The organism is Caballeronia temeraria (genome assembly GCF_001544795.2).
Classification (GTDB): domain Bacteria; phylum Pseudomonadota; class Gammaproteobacteria; order Burkholderiales; family Burkholderiaceae; genus Caballeronia; species Caballeronia temeraria.
Window position 1 is genome coordinate 139,059 of sequence record NZ_FCOI02000008.1, and the last position, 22,114, is coordinate 161,172.

General features: G+C 60.5%; 21 protein-coding genes. 15 read left to right on the forward strand and 6 right to left on the reverse strand.

Annotated features, from left to right (window positions below; translation table 11 throughout):
- Nucleotides 1-214 precede the first annotated feature (214 nt).
- The 3 genes from AWB76_RS14315 (at nucleotide 215) to AWB76_RS14330 (ending at nucleotide 3,077) form a co-directional block, all read left to right on the forward strand.
- Nucleotides 215-1,000, forward strand: coding sequence for a dienelactone hydrolase family protein (locus AWB76_RS14315; RefSeq protein ID WP_157696127.1), 786 nt, complete (start codon nucleotides 215-217; stop codon nucleotides 998-1,000).
- 177 nt (nucleotides 1,001-1,177) lie between these two features.
- Complete coding sequence (locus AWB76_RS14320; protein ID WP_061160891.1) at nucleotides 1,178-1,732, forward strand: fasciclin domain-containing protein; 555 nt, start codon at nucleotides 1,178-1,180, stop codon at nucleotides 1,730-1,732.
- A 697-nt stretch (nucleotides 1,733-2,429) separates the two neighbouring features.
- The gene (locus AWB76_RS14330; RefSeq protein ID WP_061160781.1) at nucleotides 2,430-3,077 is read left to right on the forward strand and encodes a TetR/AcrR family transcriptional regulator; all 648 of its coding nucleotides are present in this window, start codon (nucleotides 2,430-2,432) and stop codon (nucleotides 3,075-3,077) included.
- Nucleotides 3,078-3,305: 228 nt separating this feature from the next.
- Here the strand turns inward: AWB76_RS14330 and AWB76_RS39170 are convergent, their stop codons facing one another.
- Nucleotides 3,306-3,617 carry a DUF4148 domain-containing protein gene (locus tag AWB76_RS39170; protein ID WP_074171348.1) on the reverse strand — a complete coding sequence of 104 codons (312 nt, stop codon included), beginning with the start codon at nucleotides 3,615-3,617 and terminating at the stop codon, nucleotides 3,306-3,308.
- Between the two features lie 438 nt (nucleotides 3,618-4,055).
- Between AWB76_RS39170 and AWB76_RS14335 the strand changes: the two genes are divergently transcribed.
- The 3 genes from AWB76_RS14335 (at nucleotide 4,056) to AWB76_RS43045 (ending at nucleotide 5,917) form a co-directional block, all read left to right on the forward strand.
- Entirely contained in the window at nucleotides 4,056-5,300 is a 1,245-nt protein-coding gene (locus AWB76_RS14335) for a hypothetical protein (RefSeq protein WP_244173351.1), read from the forward strand.
- Between the two features lie 94 nt (nucleotides 5,301-5,394).
- On the forward strand, nucleotides 5,395-5,724 hold the full coding sequence (locus AWB76_RS42165) for a hypothetical protein (protein WP_061160783.1): 330 nt from the start codon (nucleotides 5,395-5,397) through the stop codon (nucleotides 5,722-5,724).
- The gene (locus AWB76_RS43045) at nucleotides 5,636-5,917 is read left to right on the forward strand and encodes a phosphatase PAP2 family protein (protein ID WP_157696128.1); all 282 of its coding nucleotides are present in this window, start codon (nucleotides 5,636-5,638) and stop codon (nucleotides 5,915-5,917) included. The genes AWB76_RS42165 and AWB76_RS43045 overlap by 89 nt, the downstream gene beginning before the upstream one ends.
- A gap of 221 nt (nucleotides 5,918-6,138) precedes the next feature.
- Here AWB76_RS43045 and AWB76_RS14345 read toward each other — a convergent pair whose 3' ends face one another.
- The 4 genes from AWB76_RS14345 to AWB76_RS14360 all read right to left on the reverse strand — a co-directional run bounded on the left by AWB76_RS14345 (nucleotide 6,139) and on the right by AWB76_RS14360 (nucleotide 10,915).
- Nucleotides 6,139-7,269 carry an amidohydrolase family protein gene (locus tag AWB76_RS14345; protein ID WP_061160784.1) on the reverse strand — a complete coding sequence of 377 codons (1,131 nt, stop codon included), beginning with the start codon at nucleotides 7,267-7,269 and terminating at the stop codon, nucleotides 6,139-6,141.
- Between the two features lie 2 nt (nucleotides 7,270-7,271).
- Entirely contained in the window at nucleotides 7,272-8,579 is a 1,308-nt protein-coding gene (locus AWB76_RS14350) for an MFS transporter (protein WP_061160785.1), read from the reverse strand.
- An 81-nt stretch (nucleotides 8,580-8,660) separates the two neighbouring features.
- Nucleotides 8,661-9,935, reverse strand: a complete 1,275-nt coding sequence (locus AWB76_RS14355) for a CaiB/BaiF CoA transferase family protein (protein ID WP_061160786.1) — start codon at nucleotides 9,933-9,935, stop codon at nucleotides 8,661-8,663.
- Entirely contained in the window at nucleotides 9,932-10,915 is a 984-nt protein-coding gene (locus AWB76_RS14360) for a hydroxymethylglutaryl-CoA lyase (RefSeq protein ID WP_061160787.1), read from the reverse strand. Before AWB76_RS14360 ends, AWB76_RS14355 begins: the two co-directional genes overlap by 4 nt.
- 157 nt (nucleotides 10,916-11,072) lie before the next feature.
- On the opposite strand from AWB76_RS14360, the gene AWB76_RS14365 reads away from it, so the two are divergent.
- The 9 genes from AWB76_RS14365 to AWB76_RS14400 all read left to right on the forward strand — a co-directional run bounded on the left by AWB76_RS14365 (nucleotide 11,073) and on the right by AWB76_RS14400 (nucleotide 20,683).
- On the forward strand, nucleotides 11,073-11,891 hold the full coding sequence (locus AWB76_RS14365) for an IclR family transcriptional regulator (RefSeq protein WP_061160788.1): 819 nt from the start codon (nucleotides 11,073-11,075) through the stop codon (nucleotides 11,889-11,891).
- Nucleotides 11,892-11,932: 41 nt separating this feature from the next.
- Nucleotides 11,933-12,445, forward strand: coding sequence for a flavin reductase family protein (locus AWB76_RS14370; protein WP_061160789.1), 513 nt, complete (start codon nucleotides 11,933-11,935; stop codon nucleotides 12,443-12,445).
- A 501-nt stretch (nucleotides 12,446-12,946) separates the two neighbouring features.
- On the forward strand, nucleotides 12,947-13,291 hold the full coding sequence (locus tag AWB76_RS14375; RefSeq protein ID WP_061160790.1) for a response regulator: 345 nt from the start codon (nucleotides 12,947-12,949) through the stop codon (nucleotides 13,289-13,291).
- A gap of 110 nt (nucleotides 13,292-13,401) precedes the next feature.
- Nucleotides 13,402-13,620, forward strand: a complete 219-nt coding sequence (locus AWB76_RS14380; protein WP_061160791.1) for a hypothetical protein — start codon at nucleotides 13,402-13,404, stop codon at nucleotides 13,618-13,620.
- Between the two features lie 132 nt (nucleotides 13,621-13,752).
- A complete protein-coding gene (locus tag AWB76_RS14385) occupies nucleotides 13,753-14,964 on the forward strand; it encodes a DUF2252 domain-containing protein (protein WP_061160792.1) in 1,212 nt (403 codons plus the stop codon).
- Nucleotides 14,965-15,060: 96 nt separating this feature from the next.
- Nucleotides 15,061-15,423, forward strand: coding sequence for a HigA family addiction module antitoxin (locus AWB76_RS39180; RefSeq protein ID WP_082864441.1), 363 nt, complete (start codon nucleotides 15,061-15,063; stop codon nucleotides 15,421-15,423).
- Nucleotides 15,413-16,912 (forward strand): ATPase domain-containing protein, encoded by a 1,500-nt coding sequence (locus AWB76_RS14390; protein WP_061160793.1) that lies wholly within the window; start codon nucleotides 15,413-15,415, stop codon nucleotides 16,910-16,912. Before AWB76_RS39180 ends, AWB76_RS14390 begins: the two co-directional genes overlap by 11 nt.
- A 31-nt stretch (nucleotides 16,913-16,943) precedes the next feature.
- A complete protein-coding gene (locus AWB76_RS14395; protein WP_244173352.1) occupies nucleotides 16,944-18,968 on the forward strand; it encodes a hybrid sensor histidine kinase/response regulator in 2,025 nt (674 codons plus the stop codon).
- Nucleotides 18,969-19,522: 554 nt separating this feature from the next.
- Nucleotides 19,523-20,683, forward strand: coding sequence for a glycoside hydrolase family protein (locus AWB76_RS14400; protein ID WP_061160795.1), 1,161 nt, complete (start codon nucleotides 19,523-19,525; stop codon nucleotides 20,681-20,683).
- A 115-nt stretch (nucleotides 20,684-20,798) separates the two neighbouring features.
- Here AWB76_RS14400 and AWB76_RS14405 read toward each other — a convergent pair whose 3' ends face one another.
- Nucleotides 20,799-21,905, reverse strand: a complete 1,107-nt coding sequence (locus tag AWB76_RS14405; protein ID WP_061160796.1) for an NHL repeat-containing protein — start codon at nucleotides 21,903-21,905, stop codon at nucleotides 20,799-20,801.
- Between the last annotated feature and the right edge of the window lie 209 nt (nucleotides 21,906-22,114).

Genomic DNA, 22,114 nt, shown 5'->3' on the forward strand with positions numbered 1-22,114 from the left:
ACTCGTTCTGTTCAATCTCTCGCGCTATGCTCCCTTGCCATCATCCCTTTGAGCGAGGTGAGAAGTGAAGCGTGACTGCATCGGTCGCAACACACGAACGTCCACTCGTCTGAGTCTCTTCATAACACTTATCATATTGATTAGGTTCGTGGCGGGGTGCGCATCGACCGTCAATGAGGTCGAGCCTCTTGCCGTCGACCTCCATGAAACCATCGTGCAAGTCCCCGTCAACGAGCACGGACTACTCGGCGACCATGTGCGCGACATCGTGGCCACGATCTACATGCCCGATGGCGCTGGCCCCTTTCCGTTGATCGTCCTGAGTCATGGTAGTCCGCCTGATCCGGGAGATCGGCCGAAGATCGGCCGCTTTCGCAAGTTGCCGCAGATACGGACGTTCGTCGGTCTCGGCTTTGCTGTCATCGTGCCGATCCGGCGTGGCTACGGGGCGACGGGCGGCACCGACGAGGAAGAGATCCGCTCTTGCCGGAACCCCGATTACGCGAATGCCGGCAAGGAGGCGGCGCGGGATGTGCTTGCAGCAGTCACATACGCGCAGAGCCTGCCTCAAGTCGATCGAAACCGGGTTGTGCTGGTGGGGCAATCAGCGGGCGGGTTCGCTTCACTGGCGGCCGCAAGCTATGCACCGAAAGGCGTGGTTGCGGTCGTCAACTTCTCGGGCGGTCGAGGAGGGGACCCGTTGAAACATCCGGGCGTTCCGTGCGATCCTCAGCAGATGGCCGACACCATCGCGCAATTCGCATCGACCACCCGTGTTCCCGTTCTCTGGCATTACGTTCAGAACGACCAGTACTTTTCACCTGAAGTGGTCAGGACATGGTATTCGGCCTTTCGGGCAGCAGGCGGTCAGGGGCAGTTGATCATCGAACCGCCATTCGGCAACAACGGTCACGGCATGTTTAATGTCGACCGGTCAATCCCGATCTGGTCGCCTCACTTCCAGCAATTCGTCGCGCCGCTCGTTTCGATGGAGCGGTGAGAGTCTGCGTGTCTTTCGGCGATCAACCGAATGGATGTAGTTCTCCATGTCGATCGTTCCCGCACCCAATGCGTCCACGACGCCGTTCATGGGGCGTTCCATTTGCATCCAGATGCTGAGGTCTCCCGTATATGCCGACAGTGGCGCAATAATGTGCCGCGACTTCTGGAGACCAGCATGAATCGCAAAATGATCCTCACGATAGCTGCCTTTGCTATGACCGCGTCCGCTATGGCCGCCGCAGGTGAAGCCGTCACGGTAGGCGGGCAGGCGATGTATCCCAGCAAAGATATCGTGGAAAACGCGGTCAACTCCGCAGACCACACAACGCTCGTGGCGGCAGTCAAGGCGGCGGGTCTTGTCGAGACGCTGAAGAGCAAGGGCCCATTCACGGTGCTGGCGCCGACCAATGCCGCGTTCGCGGCGTTGCCTGCCGGCACAGTCGAAACACTCGAGAGACCTGAAAACAAGGCCACGCTTGCCAGCATCCTCACGTATCACGTCATTCCCGGACGTTACGATTTTCGTAAGCTCGACACGGCGATCAAGGACGGTGCAGGAAAGGCAGAACTCAAAACCGTGAACGGGGACACGTTGACCTTCTCCGAGAATGGCCCGCATAACATTACCGTCGCCGACGAGTCGGGCCACACGGCCAGCATCTCGACGTATGACGTGATGCAGAGTAATGGCGTCATCATGGTTGTCGACAGAGTCCTCATGCCGAAGTGACCGGGCACGCGTGATTCGCCGTCCTCTCTGCCGTGACGATAGTTCAAAGTCAAAACCGGGGATCGGATGCCAGTGAGCGAACGTTCATTGCGCCAACTTCGATTAAGCAGGCGTGCGTGATGGCTTTCAGGACGTCACGCTTCGCTAGGGAAGTATCGTCCTGTTTCCGCCGAAGGATTCGGTGCTCGCTGGAGTCGCCGTCGGGGAAGCGGACGCATTCGCCGACGGCGGATCTGGCGGAATCGAAGCCTTCAGAAGATATCCACTCGACGTGAGGAAAATCGTAAGCAAAAGAACGAATTCCATGACGTTCACCTCGCTCGTGCGCGTGCCTGTGAGCGGGCAGACACTCGCCTGGTTCGACTAAAAGGAGCGCGGCGCCGAAGACGCCTCATGCGTCGCAAAAGAAAACGCCTGCACGATGCGCAGGCGTTTCCGTGGCCCCGCTACCGCGCCCCAAACGAACGATTTCTCATCCGCCTTTGTGTCAGGGGCCGGCTTCCGCGCGGCTGCTTTTAGTATAGGTCGTGTTGCGGGATTTCCAAGTCGGCCAGAGAACCTTTAGTCGGTCGAGAATCGTCGGACGCTCGGCCGACAAATCGATATCCGGGCGCCGATCGGTGTTTGTGCCAATGACGGGCGGCATGTTTGCAGCTATTAATTAAGTTGTCGCCATCTGATCTATCGCAGCCCAGATATGAGCGAACTACGAGTAAAACGAGACCCCGAAGGCACGCGGCGGCGGATTCTCGAAGCCGCCGCCGAGCAGTTCACGAAGTTCGGCCTCGCAGGCGCGCGCGTCGATGCTATCGCGACGGTAGCCGGCACGAACGAGCGAATGCTTTACTACTACTTCACGAGCAAGGAAGGGCTGTACGTTGCAGTGCTCGAAGCCATGTATGCCCAGTTTGCGGAGCGAGAGGGCAGCCTGGATCTGTCCGGCCTGCAGCCGTCCGACGCGATTCGGAAGCTGGCGCAATCGATCTGGACACACCTTCGAGACAATCCCCAATGGCTCAATCTCGTCAATAACGAAAATTTGCACGAAGGGCGTTACCTCGAACGGTCAAGCAGGTTGCGTGAGACGATCTCCCCGGTGGTTGACCTTTTGCGCGCAATCCTCGAACGCGGCGCTTCGGAGGGGCAGTTTCGGCCGGGTATCGATCCGCTCGATTTCTACGTGACCCTGGTTGGGATGGGTTATTACGTCGTGTCGAACCGCTTCACCCTGGAAGCGTTCACTGGCCGAAATTACGCAGAGCAGCGCAACCATGAGTCGATTTCCAGGCTGCATGTCGACATGCTGCTGTCCTATCTGCGTCCGGACTCTCGCACAATGGATTGATCAACTGACCATTGCTGTCCAGGACAGTGAGTATGAAAACGCGAGTGCCTCACTAGTTTCGGCATGAGGCTTTATTGGGTCAATCGCTTTCGTCGATAGTGCTCAGTTGTGCCACTCCGTAGCGGCACTTCGCAATTGCTATGTGCATTCGTCGAAAGCGAGGCCCGTGGGGCGGTATACGGGCCATGCTCCAAGGCTCAAAAGGACTGTAGTGGTTGTGGGGGTATCTCACTTGGATTGAGACGCCTTGCATTCCGTTTCAAACCAATGATCGACCCGGCGCTGCGCCGCGTGCAGATCCGCTGGGTAGTTTGGATCGTCGTGCCACGGCGACGGGTTGTAGCCCGCCTTGCTCAGCGCTGAAAGCTCGCTTCGATGCTGTGACCTCGTCTTTGGAGCGTTGCTTTTAGTCGCGGCCAGATCACGGCACTCGGTTTCGCTCAAATGTCGTCCGCCTTGTGTCGCGCCGGCTGAGGGATTTCCAGTCAGCAGGAGCGCCAACGCAGCAAGCGCCGCGCAGGTATTCGTGAGATTTTTCATGGCACATCTCCGTACGTCCGAGTGCGCAACGCAAACGGTGAGATGCCGCCGATCGCGCCTCGTCCGAATATATCTTGCCTCATTCAAGCCATCCGGAGAGGTGCACATTTCAAAGATGAGACAGCATCTGCTCGAACCAGCGGCGCTTCCGGGAAAAAAATTCAGCCTGCAGTGTTGTGGCGCTCAAGTCCGATCATCGCCATATGTTCTCAACGAATCCACGATGATGACACGCCATATCGCACAAGCATGACCTGGATTAATCTGCGCGACCTGTCCCGGCTCTAGCATGAGACTCAAGCCGATGACGATGTGTGAGGCTGCCTGCCCATCGTCCTCGTCGCCTTGCGGGCGGCAAGATGCTTTTGTCGTCGCGTCTGCATGTTGCGAAGTGAATGCCGACGCTCGAGATGAATGAGCAGAAGGAGGCACCGAACCGTGAATCGCTATATGGGCTTGGGACCACAAAGAACAGACCATACGATCCCGACTGCTGAAGACATCCTGCGCGACACCCAGAATTTCTCCCTCGTTCTGGGCGGCCCTCTCTTCCAGCTGCTGCGCCGGACGCACATGGCCGACGATGCGCTGGAGCTCGTACGACAGCGGGTTCTCGTGATCTCCCTTGTGGCGTGGCTGCCATTGCTAGTGCTCTCTGCTCTGGACGGACACCTGCTGGGCCGCAGTGTGGCCGTGCCGTTCCTGCTGGATCTGGAGGTTCATATTCGCTTCCTGGTGGCAGTACCTCTCTTGATCCTTGCTGAACTGGTTGTGCATCGGCGGCTGCGTCCGATCGCGCGAGCCTTCCTCGACAGGAAGATCATTCCGGAAGCGTCCGTCACACATTTCGATGAGGTCGTCAGGTCCGCATTCCGTCTGCGCAACTCGATAGCCGCCGAGTTGCTGATGATCGCGCTCGTGTACGGCGTGGGCATCCTCGTTGTCTGGCGCCAATACACCGCGCTGCAAACGACGACATCATGGTACGCAGTGCCCGGCTCCGGCGGCCTGTCGCTTTCGCTCGCCGGATTCTGGTATGGCTATGTGAGCGTGCCGATATTCCAGTTCCTCTTGATCCGCTGGTACTTCCGGCTATTCATCTGGACGCGCTTTCTGTGGCAGGTATCGCGCATTGAATTGAGTCTTGTTCCCACGCATCCGGACCGCGTCGGCGGCTTGGGATTTCTTGCCAACACGGTCTACGCGTTCACGACCCTCCTCGTTGCGCACGGCGCGATGCTCGCCGCTCAGTTCGCCAACCGCATTTTCTTCGCCGGGGCCGCACTCACGGAATTCAAGGTCGAGACAGGGGCGATGGTTCTCTTCCTGCTGTGCCTGGTCTTTGCTCCGTTGCTGGTCTTCGCGCCTCAGCTGGCTCAGGCGAAGCGCACGGGCCTGAGCGAATACGGCACGTTGGCGGAGCGCTATGTGCGCGAGTTCGACGCCAAATGGCTGCGGGGCGGCTCGCCCGCTGGCGAGGCGTTCGTGGGCAGCGCCGATATTCAATCGCTTGCCGATCTCGCGAACAGTTTCGACGTCGTCCGCACGATGCGAATCGCCCCGATTACCAAGGATGCCATCGTGCGCCTCGCGGCTGCGGTACTGGTGCCGATCGTGCCGCTGGCGCTGACGATGATGTCCCTCGAGGACCTGCTAAAGCGGCTGTTCGGACTGTTGTTCTAGACGTGGGCCTTCATCGCCGTGCCACATCATTCGCTGATGAATCGGATCACGCAGTCGAATATCGGACACTGCGCTCGGCCGCCGCTACACGCAGATGTCCAGGCTCGGCAGCTTCGATCGCCCCGTCACGCAGACCGCGATCGATCAGGCCGGCGATGGCGCGATCGGCGAACAGTCGGCGGTGCTGCTGAAGAACACCAACAACCTGCTGCCCTTCGATCCAGAAGCGATTCGCTCCGTCGCGCTGATCGGCCAGTCCGCGTATGCGGGCAAGGCGGTCTCCGGCTGGCTCATTGAAAATGGTCGATCTTTCGAACGTCCAAGGTTTGGTGTCGATGCCATCCTTTCATACGGCATTGGCGGTCCTGTTCACTTATTCGCTCGCGAGGTTTCGTTGGCTGCTCTGCATTGCGATACCGCTTAACGTGACTATGATAATTTCCACACCGACGCAGGGCGGACATTATCTGGCAGACGTTGTGGCAGGACTTTTCTTGTCCATACTGACCGTCCGGACTTACAGCGAAATTGCCAGACGAGGCGAGCGCAGCTTAGCTACCCGTCGCACGCCTTCCACCGCAAATATCGCTGAGATCATTCCGGAGCGTCTGCTTTAGGAGTGTCCCTCCGACCGCAAGGGGTCGCGGGCCGTCCTTGTGCCATTTCTGCCGCTGGAAGTCCAAGCAGGAAGTTCGAAGTTCAGCGTATCAAAAGCAAGGTAGTTCAAAGTTACGCGAACCAGCGATTCAAACTTGAATGAGCAATATCGTTCGAGATGCAAGTTTCGCGGCCAGCACGGTTCAGATTTTCGTAAATCTGGACGTCCGCCGCCTACGATTCACCCCAGGCGATAGACCCTCGCAACCGTGCCTCGAAACAACGCCTGCCGGTCCTCGATGCTTGCCTGTCGCGTCATTCGCTTGAACGCATTCCAGCCGTTGCTGAATGGATAGGAGCCTTTGTCGACCGGGAAATTGCTTTCGAACATGCAACGATCCGCGCCGAACGTTTCGATGCAGGTCAGCATCCACGGCTTCCAGGCTTCGGCCAGTTCTATCGAAGAGGGTGGCCGCTCACCTTTATCGAAGTCGAAGCCATTGATCCGCATTCCGAGTCCGCCCACCTTCACATAGACGTTCGGCAACTGCGCGAGCTTGCGCATCGAACGTGACCATGTGTCGAACACTTCCTTGCGCTGATGCGCGTAGCTGGCGATTCTCACCACGCCTCCGCAATGATTGACGATGAACGGCGTGTCGGGATTTGCCTTGGCTAAATCGAATAACTCGGGAAGCTGGGGGAAGAACAACCATGCGTCGTAGGAGAGTCCCAACGGTTTCAGTTGAGCAACGCCCGCCCGATAATCGGTGTCGAGCAAGAGTCCACGAGGAACGGCCGACAACGGGTTCACAAGCGTAGCGTCGGCATCCCACGTTACGAGGTGCCGTACACCGCGCAAGCGGCCGTCGCCAGCCTCCAGTTCCGCCTCGAGGACGTCTCGTACAGCAGCGCCACGCCGGAGATCCGCGTATCCGACAATGCCCTTCGCGACCTGCGGCTTTTCTGTCTGCATCGGCGCGGTGACTTGAGCGACATACTCGACTTCGCCAACCGGGCGCAATGGTTCCGGACCCGTGGTGCGATACCGTGTCAATGCCTGCATGAAGACAGACGCAGTGATGTTGTGTCCGGAACGCACATCCTCCAGATACTCGTCGAGCAAATACGTCCAGCCCGGGCGCTCATAGAAATGATGATGCGCGTCGATGATCGGCATGTCCGGTTCGAGCGCCGCTTCCGTGCCGGATGCGAGCCACTCGGCCCGAACGGGAAGGTAGTTGCTGCTTGTACTCATACTCCGTGTTTCCTCTTTGGCAAAAGCGCGGTGCACGCCGAGCGCAGGCATCAGGACGGACGCGGCGGCCGCGCCGAGCAAGTGGCGCCGGCGAATCGAATGAGAAGATGGCATTTTCATTCCCCCTTGTTGAATGCATAGAGGGAAAGCGTCAGCAACGTCGTGATCGCCAATACGACGGCGAGACCGACCATGCCCGCGGTGAACGTGCCGAAACTGTCCTTCAGGTAGCCGACGAGATACGGACCGGCAAAGCCGCCGAGCGCGCCGATAGAGTTGATCAGCGCCAGCCCGCCGGCAGCCGCCTGACCGGACAGGAAGCGTGCGGGTAGCGTGTAGAAGATCGTGCGACCCGCGATGGTCCCGATCAACGCCAGCGTAATGCCCGTCAACGCAGGCACCAGTTGCTCGAAACAGGTCGAGATGCCAAGCGCAACCGCACCGATGAAAAGACCCGCCGCAAGGTTAGCGATATGACCGCCGCGCCGGTCGACGCGTTTGGCCCACCACAGAAGCGCGATGGTCGCGAAGAAGTAGGGCGCAGCCGATACCCAGCCCGTTTGCGTCACGCTCATGCCGTGCGCTTTGAGCATCTGCGGCAGCCAGATGCCGATGCCGTAAGAGCCCATCGTGAAGCCGAAGGAAATCATCGCGAGGATGTACATCCGCACATCTTTGAGCGCTGCGCCGAAGTCCTTCTTCTTCTGGCTCGCATTGCCCTCGCGATCGAAGGCGCTTTGCAAAGCCTGGCGTTCGTCTGGCGAGACCCACTTCGCATCGGCGGGTCTGTCCGCCAGCATTTTCAGTACGAAGAAGCCGAGAATGCACGCCGGCAGGCCCTCGACGATGAACATCCATTTCCATCCGGCGAGCCCGAGCAAGCCGTCCAGCTTGAGGAGCCACGCGGACAACGGCCCGCCCACCAACGATGAAAGCGGCGTCGAGACGGTGAACCAGGCCAGCACCCGCGTGCGATAGCTGGCCGGGAACCACACCGCCAGAAAGAAGATGACGCCCGGAAAAAACCCCGCTTCGCCGATGCCCAGCAGAAGACGAATCACGTAGAAGCTCTTCGGTCCGACCGCGAGCGCCGTCGCGGCAGCGAAGAAGCCCCACGTGATCATGATGCGCGCGAGCCATCGCCGGGCGCCGAAGCGATACATCGCGAGATTGCTCGGCACTTCGCAAAGGCAATAGCCCGCGAACATGATGCCCGCGCCCCAGCCAAACTGTGTCGCGGTCAGGCCGAGGTCGCGGTTCATCGTGAGGGCCGCGAAGCCGACGCTGGTGCGATCGAGATAATTGAAGAAGTAGGCGAGCGCAAGAAGGGGGATGAAACGCCACGCTGCCTTTTTGACGGCTTGCTGTTCGAGCGTGGTATCGACGGCGGTTTCGGCCGCGATATTCGAGGATAGGGATGTCATGCTTCGTCTCCGGACGAAACACCGGACGCGCGCCTTCATGCCGGCCTGCGCGCAGCGGTGCTCCTTTTTGTGCTGTTGTGCTCAGGCGCTCGCCAGTTCGTTGGCGGAGGGACTGGACGTATCGCGGGAATGGGGCGACTGACACTTCACGACGCCGGCATCCGCCAGTTGCCTGAGGTCTTCCGGCGAGTAACCCAGCTCCATCAGCAGCGCCTGCGTGTCCTGACCCAGCGATGGCGGACCTGCGCGAAGTTGCAGACGCTCGCCGCCGAGGGTCAACGGCAGCAATGCCGTCTTCGTCGATATCGGCTGGCCTGCGCCGCTCGCGTCGGATGGCAAGGTGACGTCGGCGAGTCCGTTTGTCGCGAGCAGATGCGGATCGTCGAACAGATCCTGCGGCTTCGTAATCGGCGCGTACGGCAATCCGCAGCGCTCGAAGATGGCGCTGATCTCGGCTGCGGTGAACGCTTCCATATGCGCACGAAGCCGCGGCATCAGCCAGTCGCGCGCTTGCACGCGCTGGTTGTTGGTGACGATGCGTTCATCGGCCTTCAGGTCGTCGAGGGCGAAGGCGTCGCAGAAGAGCGCCCATTGCGTATCGGACACGACCGCGAGGAAGATCTGCTCGCCGTCCTTCACCGAGAAGACGTCATAGACCGCCCACGCCGAAATGCGGCTCGGCATCGGCGCGGCGGCGTTTCCCGTGACGGCGTACTGCATCATGTGCTGCGCGACGAGGAACACGTTGTTCTCAAACAAGGCGCTCTGCACCTCTTGTCCCCGGCCGGTGCGCTCGCGTTGCGCCAGCGCCGCCATTGCGCCGATCGCGCCGAACATGCCGCCCATGATGTCGTTGACGCTCGTGCCTGCCCGCAAGGGCCGCCCTTCGGGACCGGTCATGTACGCGAGTCCGCCCATCATCTGCACGACTTCATCGAGCGCGGTGCGATGATCATAGGGACCGGGCAAGAAGCCTTTGTGCGACACGTAGATCAGACGAGGATTGAGTCTGGACAGGGCCGCGTAGCCGAGCCCCAGCTTGTCCACCGTGCCGCTCTTGAAGTTCTCGCTGAAGATATCGGCGCCCGCGAGAAGCTTGTGCACGATCTCCACGCCGCGCGGGTCTTTCAGATCGACGGCGATGCTTTTCTTGTTCCGGTTGAACGTACTGAAGAAACCGGCGCCGGAGCCTCGCAGATTGCGGGTGCTGTCGCCGCTGATCGGCTCGATCTTGATGACTTCCGCGCCGAGATCCGCCAGCACCATGCCGCACGTCGGCCCCATCACCATGTGCGTCATTTCCACGACGCGCACGCCGCTGTACGGCAAGGATTGATTCGATTCCACTTCGCTCATTGCGCGGCTCCCAGCAAACAGCCTTCCGGTTGGGGCGCACTGGGTGCGCGCCCGTCTGCATACGAGAAGCCTTTCGGCAATCCCGCGTCTTGTACGTGTCCGTAGAGCGCTTCGCCCGGAAGCGCCTGCGCCAGAATCGCGCGCGCCGCGATGAGGCTGTCGATGTCGACGCCCGTGTCGTAGCCCATCGCCTCAAGCAGAAACGCGAGGTCTTCGGTGACGATGTTCCCCGTCGCGCCGGGCGCGTAGGGACAGCCGCCGAGGCCCGCCTGGCTCGAATCGATCGTGGTGACGCCCGCATCGAGTGCCGCGACGACGTTCGCCAGGCCTTGACCGCGCGTGTTGTGGAAGTGAGCGCCGCCCGCCTTCTCGCCGACTTCGGATTGCAACCGTCGAAACAGACGACGAACCTGAGCGGGGTTGGCGTAGCCGCTCGTATCGGACAGGCCGATTTCGTCGACGCCGCATTCGGCCATCGCGAGGCACATGCGCATGGTCTGGTCGTCGGTCACGGTGCCTGCGATCGTGCAGCCGAATGCGACCGATACACCCGCTTCGATCTCGATGCCGGGGAAGCGCTCATCGCGCAACGCGACGATGTTGCGCACCTCTTCGATCAACTGCGCGGTGGATTTGCGGACATTGGCCAGCGCGTGTTCATCGGTGACGGAGACCGGCAACGTGACTTTATGCACGCCGGCTTCGAACGCGCTTTGCGAGCCGCGCAGGTTCGGCGCCAATACGGCGACACGGAGGTCTGGAATGGACAAAGCGTGAGCGACGACGTCGGCGATATCGGCCATTTGCGGCAACAGCTTCGGCGGAACGAACGAGCCGACTTCGATCTCCTTCAGGCCGGCTGCGGCCAGCGCGGAGATCCATCTGAGTTTGGCCGGCGTCGGCATGACGCTTTTGATGCTCTGCAAGCCGTCGCGTGGCCCGACTTCGCTAATCAGTATTCGAGGACGTGTGGCGTTCATTTCGCTCCTTAGTTCTGCCAGGTAGACCCAGGTTTCGTTAGAGAGAACTATAGGCGCACACCGGCGACCTCGAAAAGACGGGTTAACCCAATATTTTAGAACTGGAGTTCTGTCAGATAGAACTGTATAGTGGTGGAAACATGACGAGGTGGCTTAGATGACAGAAGGGACGCCGCAAGAAGGCCGGCCGAATGATTCGAGTGAAGCGTCCAGTGGCGTGGCCGTCCTGGACCGGGCGTTCGCCATCCTCAATGCGTTCGGGCCGACCGACGACCGGCTGACGCTCACCGAGCTTTCACGCCGGACGGAGCTTTATAAAAGCACGGTTTTGAGACTGCTCGGCGCTTTGGAGCACGGCGGGTTCATCCGAAAACTGAGCGACGGGCAATATGCGATCGGTCATCAGCCGTTGCGGCTCGCGACGCTCTATCAGCGGTCGTTTCAGGTGGGACCTGTCGTCGAACCCTTGCTGCAACAGTTGAGCCGGGATCTTGGCGAGACGGCGAGTTTCTACGTGCGGCAGGGCGATCATCGTCTGGTGCTGTATCGCGTCGAACCTAGCCGCAGCGTGCGGGTATCGATTCGGGTCGGAGAAGAGTTCGCGATCGACAAGGGTGCCTCCGGGAAGGTATTGCTCGCGTTCACGGAGACGGAGGATCCGCGCTGGCAAGAGATCCGGGAACGGCTATGGGCCGTCTCGTTCGGCGAGCGAGATCCGGAAACAGCATCGGCTTCGGTGCCCGTGTTCGATTCAACCGGAGAGTTGCAGGGCGCGTTGACCCTTTCAGGACCCAAAGGCCGTTTCGATGCCCCGGCGGTCATCGATGCTGCATTGGCGACATTGCTCGATAGCGCCCGGCGCGCGACGATTGCGTTGGGCGGCAAAGGATCGAGGTACGACGCAAGCATAGCGAGCTTCGCGAAAGCGCCAGCGGCTACCGATGGAAGCGAGAACGTCGACCGGGCGGGGCGTTGATCTGCTGGCCAACGTTCAGTCATTGAAGGAGACGAAGTGCGATGACCAACAGAATGGCTGACCTCTTCCGATGTCTCTCGGCTGGCGTCTATGTGATCGGCGTGGCGGACGGCGCAACGAGGAACGCGTTCACGGCCAGTTCGGTCATGCAGGTTTCGTTCGACCCGCTGCTTGTTGCGCTCGCCATCAATCCGTCGCATGCGTCCTATCCGATACTCGACCGGGGACGGGCCTTTTCCATCAACGTGTTGCGCTCGGATCAGAAGCCGTTAGCCGAGCACTTCGGCACACACACGGGCAGCACGATCGACAAACTGTCGTCGACCCCTTGGCGGGCCGGCCGGAGCGGCGCGCCGCTGCTGCTCGATGCGCTGGCGTATTTCGACTGTCGGCTCTTTACCGAGGTCGAAGCCGGCGATCATCGTCTGGTGATCGGCGGTGTGATCGACGGCGCGGTCCTTTCTCCGGAAGCGCAGCCGTTGTTGTATGTCGCGACCGGCGATCTGGATCAGAGCGCCCAACTCTACGCAAAGACGTTCAACGAGTCGAAGTAGTCAATACCGCGTACCGTGATGATCGGTTCGACCGGCGCTGCCCGATTCGGAGCAGCGCCGCTCGTGGTTACACCTCGGTGGCCTTCCCGGCGCCGAGATCCGCGCCGGTCGTCGGCTCGGCCGACGGGTCCGACGCCTTCACGGTCTCGGCGCGAATCATCAAGGTTGAACGGTTTCGCTCGCAGCGACCAAGAGGACGCCGGAGCGTCGCTTACGGTCGTGATGCTGCAAGCCTCAGCGCGAAGGCACCGCACTGGCGTATCGCGGAGGGAAACCGCGTCGTGGAATGAAAAGGCCGCCTGTCCGGATCGAGTCCGCGACATCGGCCTGAATGGGAATCAGCAACGCGTATGCCACGTGATTCGCGTTGATTGCAGGGGCGGGCATCGTCGATGCTTCAGAGGCAATGGAGAGCGCTTCGATCAGGTCGTCGATGCACGCGGCATCGAAGCGCGATTTTTTAAAGCCACCGGAGCTGGCCGCAATCGGCCAGGATCGACAATGCTGTTTCTGTTCGTCGAAGATGATGAAAACGTCGCAACGGCATTTGCCGAACTGGCCGCGTCGCTCGGCCATCACGCGGACGTCGCGCGCACCGGCGGCGAGGCGTTGCGCATGACGGGCCAGACGCGCTACGACTCCGTTTTCATGGATATCGGATTGCCCGATATCGACGGACGCAAGCTTTGCGAATTCGTTCGCTGCGCGGGCGCATCCACGGAAGCATGCATCGTCGCAGTGACCGGCACGCGTGGATTCGACATGGATTCATCGCGTCAATTCGACGGCTTTCTGCTCAAGCCTGTGACCGCATTGGAACTCGCGGAAGTCATTCGGAGTTGTTGAGGCGTGAATTCGGCCAGCAAGGCGCGGATCGGGCGGCAACGTATCCTGCATAACATTCGCTTAAGGTGCGCCGCGCTACGATCGCAACACGACAACGCCCGTGCGCCTTCATGAATCGATACTTCACCAATAAGCAGGGCGCCGTCCGCCGCATCATCGATCTGAAGCGCAATGGACCTGAGGCGTTCCGTGCGATGGTCGTCGGCACGCAGAAGGATGGCAGGGAAGTCCACGGACTCGAGCAGGTGCTCCTTCATTTGCGGATCGGGCGAATTGCGCATTTCACTTGCAGTAGTTCATTCGGCCCGGAGATCGTCTTCGTCAGCTAATGCGCTCTGATCGCGTCGCGTCGCGCCGCGTCGGTACGCGATCGTTGTGGGAACCTCGCCGGCCGCGTAAGCCGTTTGCAAGACGACGGCACAGCTCCTGCTCCGGTTGCTGACCACCCACGGCAAACGGATATGAGCAAGAACAACAAAGCGGATAAGGGGCTGCCCGCGCCCGATGATCGACAGGCGCTTCTGACCGAACTGCGCCGTTGCAAGATGGCGCGCTCGCCGCACGCGTACGTCAGAGGCAATACAGAGAGATTCTACGAGTGGGTGATCGAGGCGAATGGAGATTCGCTGCCTCACGGCCCCGCGATCTGGATTTGCGGTGACTGCCACACCGGCAATCTCGGGCCGATTGCCAATGCGAAAGGCAAAGTGGAAATTCAGATTCGCGACCTCGATCAGACGGTGATCGGCAACCCGGTGCATGACGTCGTTCGCCTCGGATTGTCCCTTGCAACGGCTGCGCGCGGGTCGGCATTGTCCGGCCTGAACGTCGTTCGAATGATCGAGGCGCTGGCCGCCGGATATGAAGCGGCCTTCGCGGATACGGTTGTCGACACCAAACGTCCCGAGCCTGTTCACGTGACGATGAAGGAGGCCGTGCGTCGATCGTGGCAGCATCTCGCGCGTGAGCGCATCGAAGATCTGCATCCGGCCATTCCCCTGGGAAAACGATTCTGGCCTCTTGCACCAGACGAGCGAAAGGCGATCGAAGCGCTCTTCGCCGACGAGAACATCGCGAGTCTGCCGACCAGCCTGAAGGGTCGCAAGGATTCGGGCGAGGTCGTCGTGCTGGACGCAGCATATTGGGTGAAAGGTTGCAGCTCGCTCGGCCGTCTGCGCTATGCGGTGCTACTCGATGTCGATGGCGGCGTCGTGGAAGGCGACGACCTGTGCCTGATGGACATCAAGGAAGGCGTGAAGGCCGCGGCCCCGCGTTACGAGGACGTGGCGATGCCGCGCGACAACGCCTTGCGGGTCCTCGAAGGTGCGCGACACTTGTCGCCGTATCTCGGCGAACGTATGCGCGCAGCACGCCTGCTCGATCGCGGAGTGGTGATACGCGAGTTGTTGCCGCAGGACATGAAGCTCGAGATCGAGCAACTCGGCAAGGATGACGCGATGCATGTCGCGCACTATCTCGCGGCTGTCGTAGGCAAGGCGCACGCGCGGCAAATGGACGACGCAACAAAGCGAGCGTGGCGAACGGAACTCGGCCGCAATCGATCGAAGACCATCGACGCGCCGCTATGGCTATGGAACAGCATCGTCCAGTTGGTGAGCAGCCATGAAGCGGGGTATCTCGAGCACTGCCGGCGTTACGCGACCGGAGCTTGATGACACGATTCAAGCCGGTATGCAGGGCGGCTTGTGATGACGGAACACGGAGCGCCGCGTGCTATCCTCCGAGGGGTGTCACGTTCAGAGTTACACATGAACACCCACGCGTCCGCAAAAATGAGTCGCCACGAACCTGAAGCGCTTCACCCAGGAAGTCTTCTGGGCGACTTTGTTCTCCCGCGCCTCGATGTCACGATAAGCCAGGCGGCGCGAGACTTGGGCGTGTCTCGTCAGACGTTACATCGAATTCTTGATTCTCGCGCCAGTGTCACGCCGGAGATGGCCGTGCGGCTGGAGGCGTTTTGTGGAATTCCTGCGGTGTTCTGGCTTGAACTGCAGTGCGCGCACGATCTTCGCCGCGCTCGAGCGTCCCTGGTACAGGCGCTTCCTCGCATTCCACGATATCGGCTTTCTCGCCTGGCGATGAGGCAACTCGGAGCAATTGATGGTCGCTAACACCGTATCGCCCCAATACGCCCGAACGGGCGTCACAGGACTCGACGATATCCTTTCTGGCGGTCTCAGCAGGGGCAGCGTCTTCTTGCTCGAGGGTAGTCCCGGCACCGGCAAGACGACCATCGCGCTGAGTTTCCTTCTAGCGGGTGCGGAACTGGGCGAACCGTGCCTCTACATCACGCTATCGGAAACCGCATTGGAGTTGCGAAAGGGCGCGCTGTCACATGGCTGGCACCTTCGCGATGAAATCATCATTTTCGAAGTCAGCCCCTCCGAGAGCTTGCTCGATGCGGACCAGCAACAGACCTTACTGTATTCATCGGACCTGGAATTGGGCGAAACGACGCAACTGATTCTTCGCGAGTTCGAACGCGTCAAGCCGAAACGAGTCGTGATCGACAGTCTGTCCGAGATACGCCTGCTGGCGCAAAGCTCGTTACGTTACCGCCGCCAGATCCTCGCATTCAAACACTACTTCGTGGGGCGTGACGCAACCGTGTTGCTGCTGGACGATCTCACGTCCGAGACGCCTGACAAGACGGTCCATAGTGTGGCTCATGGCGTCATCAAGCTCGAAGAGCTATCGCCACAGTATGGCGCGGAACGGCGTCGGCTCAAGATACTCAAGTATCGAGGTCAGCAGTTCCGGGGCGGATATCACGACTTCACCATCAAGCATGGCGGCGTGTCTGTTTTCCCGCGCCTGGTGGCCGGTGAGCACCGCACCAGCTTTGCACGCAAGCAAATGACGAGCGATGTCGCCGAGTTGGACGCCCTGCTGGGCGGTGGCGTTGAGCAAGGCTCGAGCACACTCATCCTTGGACCGGCAGGTACAGGCAAGAGTCTTTTCGCTATTCAGTTCGTGGTCGCCGCTGTCAGACGAGGCGAAAAGGCAGCGCTCTTCGTGTTCGACGAGGAGCTCGGATTGCTCTTCGACAGGGTCAACCAGATGGGCATCGACCTGGAAAAGATGAGAGCGGAGGGAAGTCTCCATATCGAACAGGTCGACGCAGCCGAATTGTCGCCGGGTGAGTTTGCCTACCGTGTTCGTGCGAGCGTCGACACGGCGCGCGCGAAGACCGTTGTCATCGACAGTCTCAACGGCTATCAGGCAGCGATGCCCGAGGAAAACGCCCTGGTCCTGCACGTGCATGAGCTCTTGCAGTACCTGAACCGGCAAGGCGTGAACACTTTCCTGACGGTGGCGCAGCATGGCCTGGTTGGCGATATGAAGGCGCCGGTCGATGTGACGTATCTCGCCGATACCGTCGTCCTGCTTCGCTATTTCGAGGCGCTGGGACGTGTCCGACGCGCGGTATCGGTCATCAAGAAGCGTACCGGCGCGCATGAAGAGGCGATCCGCGAGTTTCGAATCGGAGCAACCGGTCTGCAGCTCGGCAAACCCTTAGCCGACTTCCAGGGCGTGCTGCGCGGTGTTCCGACTTTCGTTGGAAACGCATCGCCGTTACTTACCCCGAACAGGGATTGACGAGCGCATGTCGGGGAACGATCGATGCCCGGTGCTGCTGCTCACGCCTTCAGGGCGTGATCTTGCTGTTGCACAGTCGCTTCTGGCGGCGGCAGGCATCGGCTCGGTGGCCTGCGCGAACGTGCAGCAGCTTGAGGGCAAAATGAGCGACGATGTCTGCTGCGCGATCGTTGCCGACGAAGCCCTCAACGGAGCCGACTTGACGCCTCTCGCCGATTGGGTTTCGTCGCAGCCGGCCTGGTCGGATCTGCCATTTGTCGTCCTGACGCAGCGAAGCGGAGGGGCCGACCGTCGACCGATGGCCGAACGGCTGACCCGGGCGCTTGGAAACGTCACGTTCATCGAGCGTCCATTCCACTCGACGACATTCGTCAGCGTCGTCCAGACAGCCATGCGCGGCCGTTACCGGCAGTTCGAGGCGCGGGGGAGGATGCTCGAGCTGCACGAAGGCGAGGCGCGTCTGAGAACAGCTTTGACCGCGGGACAACTGGGCTCGTGGACGCTTGATCTCGCCACGCGGACGCTCAGTGCATCGGCCACCTGTAAAGCGATTTTCGGTCGACGCGAAACCGACAGCTTCACTTACGCCGATCTCCTGACGAGTGTTCATCCGGGAGACATGGACCGAATGCAGGCGGCAGTGGCACGCAGTATCGAAACCGGCTGCGACTACGCCATCGAGTATCGCAACGTATGGCCTGACGGAACGATGCATTGGGTCGATATCAGGGCGCGCATCGTGCGCGATGCGCGCGATCAAGTGGCGCAACTTGTCGGCGTCTCGTCCGATATCACGCCGAGAAAGACCTCCGAGGATCAACTGCGGCGTATCAACGAGTCGCTCGAATCGAAGGTGCTGGAGCGCACCGCCCAACTCGAACACGCTCATCAGACCGTCCTGGAAGAGATACAACAGCGGGAGCATACGGAGAAGCTCCTACGCCAGGTCCAGAAGCTTGAAATGATCGGTCAGCTCACAGGCGGCATCGCCCACGATTTCAACAATCTTCTGATGGCGATCATGGCGAACCTGGAGCTGGTGCGAAAGGACGTGCGGAAAGAGGAGCGGGTTGGCCGTCTGGTAGAGGGAGCGCTGAAGGGCGCTCAACGCGGTGCGGCACTGACTCAACGACTGCTCGCTTTTGCCCGGCAGCAGGTGCTGAGTGTCGAGCCGGTTCGGTTGTCGACATTGGTGCATGGCATGACCGACCTGCTCGAGCGATCGATCAATTCGACAATCGAGTTGAAGATTGAAACAGCGAACGACGTTCCCTACACGTCGGTGGACGCGAATCAGGTCGAACTCGCGATTCTGAATCTGGTCGTGAACGCCCGCGACGCGATGCCTGACGGCGGGACGATTTACATCGATGTCGATACGGCCGTCTCAATCGATGACAAAGAGCTCAAGTCGGGCGACTACGTTCGCGTTACCGTGCGAGACACAGGCATAGGCATGGACGCCGCGACGCTCGCAAAAGCGATGGAGCCGTTTTTCACGACGAAGGAACCGGGGAAGGGAACAGGGCTCGGCCTGTCGATGATTCATGGTCTTGCGCGGCAGCTGCAAGGGGCGCTGCGTCTCGAAAGCACGGTGAGACAGGGCACCGTTGCATCGCTCTGGCTTCCTGTTTGCGAGGTCGAGCCGCAACTCGCGGAAACCGGGGCATTGACACCGGGCGACACGTCAACCGGTACGCCGGACGTTCGCGCGGTGATTCTTGTAGTCGACGATGACCCGCTTATCGCATCCAGCACAGCGTACCTTTTGCAGGATCTGGGTCAGGACGTGATCGAGGTGAATTCCGGAGAAGAGGCATTGAACGTTCTGCGCAGCGGCAGGGCGGTTGACGTTCTGCTCACGGATTATTCAATGCCGAAGATGACAGGCGTCGAACTGGCGAGTGCTGCAAGAGCACTTCGGCCTGCGTTGCCGGTCATTCTCGCAACGGGATATGCCGAGTTGCCGGACAAAGCCGCGGCGGATTTGCCCCGTTTGCGCAAGCCGTATCAGCAGAGCCAACTCATGATTGAAATAGCCAAGGCCGTGCGCTAAAAGAGCGAAACGGTCATGGGCCGAACCAACTTCGCGCTTGCCTTGTAGCGTCTTCGTGCAGAGCGTTGTCAAACGGGGAAAGCAATGGATTCCGTCCTCTGAGCGAAATCCGGAACAATGATTCCAATGGCCGCCAGAGCGTAGAGACGGAATAGCACGCGACGTAATCGCCATGCGGCTCACATGGCGCACGTTGCCTTGCCAAGGCCACGCGAGGGTGTGCCCTTGCAGTGCTGGCCGCCATGAAAGTCGCCAATGACGGGAACGATTTCACTTTCCGACCGCGGATCTTGGAGTCCCTCGCGCGCCCTTCGACCATTTCGATATCGCTCTCGCATTGGATCGACAACGGCGATGCATAACGGCCCTATCGCAACTATTTTACTAAGGACTTTGATTTTCGCGCCGTAAACAAAACAAGCGCCGAGACGTTTGTTCGTCGCCTGTCGCTTCATCCCTTTTGAGGCGCAAATCAACTCGACTCCGCTGAGTCGCGCATTTGTCAATCGAGAGAATTTCTCGTGACCTCGACACGCCCCAATATCTGCAGCACGATGCGTCGAAAAGTCCTTTCGACGCTCGTCTTCGGCACCGGCTCTCTTGTGCTGACCGCTTGCGGCGGCGGCGGGAATTCACCCGCTGGAGCGGGCGCGTCGAACAAGACGAGCCCCGGCACGAACACGGGCTCGCAGGACACGAGCGGCGCCGCTCCGAGCACGGCCACCAGTCCGAGCACGGCCACCGGTGCGCAGAGCGCGAGCGATGCCAGTCCGGGTAAGTCCAGCGGCACGAGCAGCGCGAGCGACACCATTCCGAACGGTGTTCTCACCGACGTGTCCTTCGGCGTGAAGGGCGACGGAACGACAAACGACCGCGTTGCGTTGCAAGCCGCGATAGACGGATCGGTCGGGCAGGTTCTCCTGATCACCGGGCAAAGCCGGATCGACAGCACGGGCCTCACGCTGCGTTCGAACACTCACATCCGCTTCGCACAGGGCGCTTCGATCAAGCTGCTGGCTCACAATGCCGACTCGTATCAGATGATGCGCGTCTGGGATGTGAGCAACGTGATCATCGAGTCGCCAACCCTCGACGGCAGCAAGTCGCTCAATGCGGCCACGTCGGGCGAGTGGGGCATGGGCATCTCGATCGCCGGCGGCTCGAACGTCACGATTACGTCGCCGACGACCATCAACTGCTGGGGCGACGGCATTTACATCGCCAACAGCTATAACGATAGCGGCGTGACGAGCAAGGCCGTCACGATCAGCAATCATCTCGCGGATGGCTGTCGTCGCCAGGGTGCGACGATCATTTCGGGCGACACCATCACCTTCGACAATCCGGTGTGGCGGAACATAGCGGGCACGGCGCCGCAGGCGGGCCTCGACATCGAGCCGAATGACAACACGGCGGTGCTCCGCGCGATCAGGATCGTCAATCCGACGACGCTGGGTTGCGCCGGCGCAGGCATTCAGGTCTTTCTGGGATCGCTCGCGGGACCGGTCGCCAGGACAGTCGATATTCAGATCACCAACCATATCGATAGCGACCCGGACGATTGCCCATTCAGCGTCGGCGGACTGTATCCGAGCGGCTACATCGTGACGGGCGCGATCACGAGCACGAATCCGGTATGGAAGCAGAACTGGTTTATGGGTGACTGGATACCGGCAGGCCCGACGATCTCGGTCGTGAACCCGAGGATCGGCTAAGTTCGCGACCCGGGCGTCTGATGGAGAACGAGTTCGATCAATAGCGCCGCGGTCGCGTGCACAGGTAAAGGACCCACGCGCAGCGACCGTATCGCATCGGTATCGGGCGATGGCATCAACGCCGGTCATTGTCGAAGGGCAGGCTCCACGCGGTGATGTTGGGCACGTTGTCATTGACCGCCGCGAATTGCACGGTGTCGTGGCGCGGCATCGAGAACGCGAGTCCGAATGCGCCACCCTGCGCGGGGTCGACCGATAATTGCGCGATGAAACGTCCTTGCGGCGTGAATTCGGTGATCTCGCTTGGCTGATTCGGATCGCCGTTGATCGCGTCACCGTTCGCGGTGAAAAGATGACCGTTCGGCCCCAGTGCGAGTGCGAGCGGCCCATGCAGATGCGCATTGTCCGCGTACGTCAGCACGCCCTTGCCGCCGTCGTGCCGCGTGCTGCCCGCGCCGTACACGGCGAAGATCGCATTGTCGACTGTCGACGCGACATAGAGAACGTCGCGCTGCGGATCGTAGGCGAGACCCGTCGGACCGACAACCAACGCAGCAGGATCACCGCGGAACGGATAGCCGGACGCGATCCGCGTGCTGTGCTGAAGGTGGACGCCGCCCTCGTCGATCGTGATGTCGAGACGCACGACAGTGCCGTTCAGAACGTTCGACACGAAGATTTTCGCCCTGTTGCCCATATCGAGGATCGTCAGATCCCAGGGGCCGTCGAGCCCTGCGTTCGACGCTGTCCATTGCGTGACGATCGAGCCGGTCCTGTTCAGCACGATAAGGGAGCCGGGCTTGATGGTGGCGAAGGTGCCGTCATCCGTAGGCACGTTGCCGACGAGTACGAACCCGGCTTTGAGCACGCCGAGCGCCGTCGTCAGGCCAAGACCCTGCGCCCCTTGAAAGAATACGGTCGGATTGCCGTTCGGCGTTATCTTGACGATGGTGGTACCTGTGCCTTGCAAGTTCTTCGCGTTGTTGAAGTTGGACACGAGCAGATCGCCGGGGGCGATCGTGCCATAGGACGCGAAGCCCTGCGGCACGTAGGCGACGCCATAGGGATTGACGTCGCCGTTCGGCGGCACGGTCGACGATGTGACGAAGGGTGGCGGCAGCAACTGTGCATCGCCGGCAATGGCGGGCGCGCTTGCGTTGAACATCAGACCTGCGGCACATAGTGTCGCGATGACCACCGAACGTGGAAGGACACGACTCATGGCTGTTCTCCGTGAATGCCGCGGTGGCGAAAACACGCGAGCCAGCCGCGAGCAGGTTGAGTCCTTGTGCACGAGAGATCTGAAAATCCTTGGCGAGCGCCAGTTACGCGGTTTTCGCAGCAGGACTCTTGCGTGATAGCCCCCGTGCAATAGGGCTAGTGAAAGACCGACGTCCGAAGTGCTTCACGCGGAAGAAATATTAATCGGAC

Excerpts from the sequence above, each read along its gene's own strand:
- AWB76_RS14380 (WP_061160791.1), top strand. The coding sequence starts at position 13,402 with ATGAATCGATACTTCACCAATAAGCAGGGCGCCGTCCGCCGCATCATC.
- AWB76_RS14350 (WP_061160785.1), bottom strand. The coding sequence starts at position 8,579 with ATGACATCCCTATCCTCGAATATCGCGGCCGAAACCGCCGTCGATACC.
- AWB76_RS14400 (WP_061160795.1), top strand. The coding sequence starts at position 19,523 with ATGCGTCGAAAAGTCCTTTCGACGCTCGTCTTCGGCACCGGCTCTCTT.
- AWB76_RS14370 (WP_061160789.1), top strand. The coding sequence starts at position 11,933 with ATGACCAACAGAATGGCTGACCTCTTCCGATGTCTCTCGGCTGGCGTC.
- AWB76_RS14405 (WP_061160796.1), bottom strand. The coding sequence starts at position 21,905 with ATGAGTCGTGTCCTTCCACGTTCGGTGGTCATCGCGACACTATGTGCC.
- AWB76_RS39180 (WP_082864441.1), top strand. The coding sequence starts at position 15,061 with ATGAACACCCACGCGTCCGCAAAAATGAGTCGCCACGAACCTGAAGCG.
- AWB76_RS14330 (WP_061160781.1), top strand. The coding sequence starts at position 2,430 with ATGAGCGAACTACGAGTAAAACGAGACCCCGAAGGCACGCGGCGGCGG.
- AWB76_RS14360 (WP_061160787.1), bottom strand. The coding sequence starts at position 10,915 with ATGAACGCCACACGTCCTCGAATACTGATTAGCGAAGTCGGGCCACGC.
- AWB76_RS14375 (WP_061160790.1), top strand. The coding sequence starts at position 12,947 with ATGCTGTTTCTGTTCGTCGAAGATGATGAAAACGTCGCAACGGCATTT.
- AWB76_RS39170 (WP_074171348.1), bottom strand. The coding sequence starts at position 3,617 with ATGAAAAATCTCACGAATACCTGCGCGGCGCTTGCTGCGTTGGCGCTC.
- AWB76_RS43045 (WP_157696128.1), top strand. The coding sequence starts at position 5,636 with ATGCCATCCTTTCATACGGCATTGGCGGTCCTGTTCACTTATTCGCTC.
- AWB76_RS14345 (WP_061160784.1), bottom strand. The coding sequence starts at position 7,269 with ATGCCATCTTCTCATTCGATTCGCCGGCGCCACTTGCTCGGCGCGGCC.
- AWB76_RS14390 (WP_061160793.1), top strand. The coding sequence starts at position 15,413 with ATGGTCGCTAACACCGTATCGCCCCAATACGCCCGAACGGGCGTCACA.
- AWB76_RS14385 (WP_061160792.1), top strand. The coding sequence starts at position 13,753 with ATGAGCAAGAACAACAAAGCGGATAAGGGGCTGCCCGCGCCCGATGAT.
- AWB76_RS14320 (WP_061160891.1), top strand. The coding sequence starts at position 1,178 with ATGAATCGCAAAATGATCCTCACGATAGCTGCCTTTGCTATGACCGCG.
- AWB76_RS14365 (WP_061160788.1), top strand. The coding sequence starts at position 11,073 with ATGACAGAAGGGACGCCGCAAGAAGGCCGGCCGAATGATTCGAGTGAA.
- AWB76_RS42165 (WP_061160783.1), top strand. The coding sequence starts at position 5,395 with ATGTCCAGGCTCGGCAGCTTCGATCGCCCCGTCACGCAGACCGCGATC.
- AWB76_RS14355 (WP_061160786.1), bottom strand. The coding sequence starts at position 9,935 with ATGAGCGAAGTGGAATCGAATCAATCCTTGCCGTACAGCGGCGTGCGC.